At 61.5% G+C, this 702-nt stretch carries 1 protein-coding gene; it reads right to left on the bottom strand.

All coding sequences use genetic code 11. The annotated features are described in order from the left end of the window. Window positions 1-222: 222 nt before the first annotated feature. Window positions 223-702: hypothetical protein (locus IMZ11_RS43030; RefSeq protein ID WP_228649390.1), on the bottom strand; the 480-nt coding region annotated here is incomplete at its 5' end.

The following is a 702-nucleotide window of genomic DNA, read 5'->3' as shown; positions in this document are numbered from 1 at the left end:
ACCTTGCGATGGCCACTGGGCCGCTGGGCACAGGATCGCTGCGGCCGCCCTATCTGCATCCCGGCAGCCGCAGCACCGCCTATCAGCCCGCGCGGTAGGACGTCCGGCTGTCCCATCATCATCAGGTCGGGTCATGTCAGCCGACATTGGAGTTGGTAGCCAGGGTTGGTGACTGTCTGCCGGCCGGGCGGTGTAGGTGGGAAATCGGGCGCTCTTACTCGCTTACTCAATTCCAGGGATGAGAACGAATTCGTCTGGTGCAGCGAGTGTTACATCGGGACAGGACTCGCAGTGCATCTGCTGGAAGTACGCCACAGCGCTAAGCAGCGGGTTCCACGTGGCATGGTCGATGACCACTCGCTGGTTAGTTTCCTCGTCCGCGACCAACAATTTGTCGTCAGGCGGTTCGGCCCCCTCAACGAACCACACTCGTTGACCGGGGGCGATCTGACATGAGGGGTCGGAATCGTCGACCTCGAGTTCGTCTGGATCCCGATCTGACGGTGGGCGTGGATACCGGCGTAGGGAGATGCTGGCCATGGTTTCGCGGACAGCTTCGGCGAGGTCGATTCCTTCAGTGGTGACCGCATCGTCTCCGAACTGGACGGTGATGCACGTGTCCAGCGGCGGACGACCGGTAAGTCGATCCGTTGGGAAGTTCGGGTCGATAGGGCTTGGCGAGTACGTCAGGGTCACCGATGA

It is taken from the genome of Microtetraspora sp. AC03309 (genome assembly GCF_020826795.1).
GTDB classification, from domain to species: domain Bacteria; phylum Actinomycetota; class Actinomycetes; order Streptosporangiales; family Streptosporangiaceae; genus Microtetraspora; species Microtetraspora glauca.
Note: the sequence above shows the minus strand (reverse complement) of the source record. Positions and strands in the feature narration are given on the sequence as shown.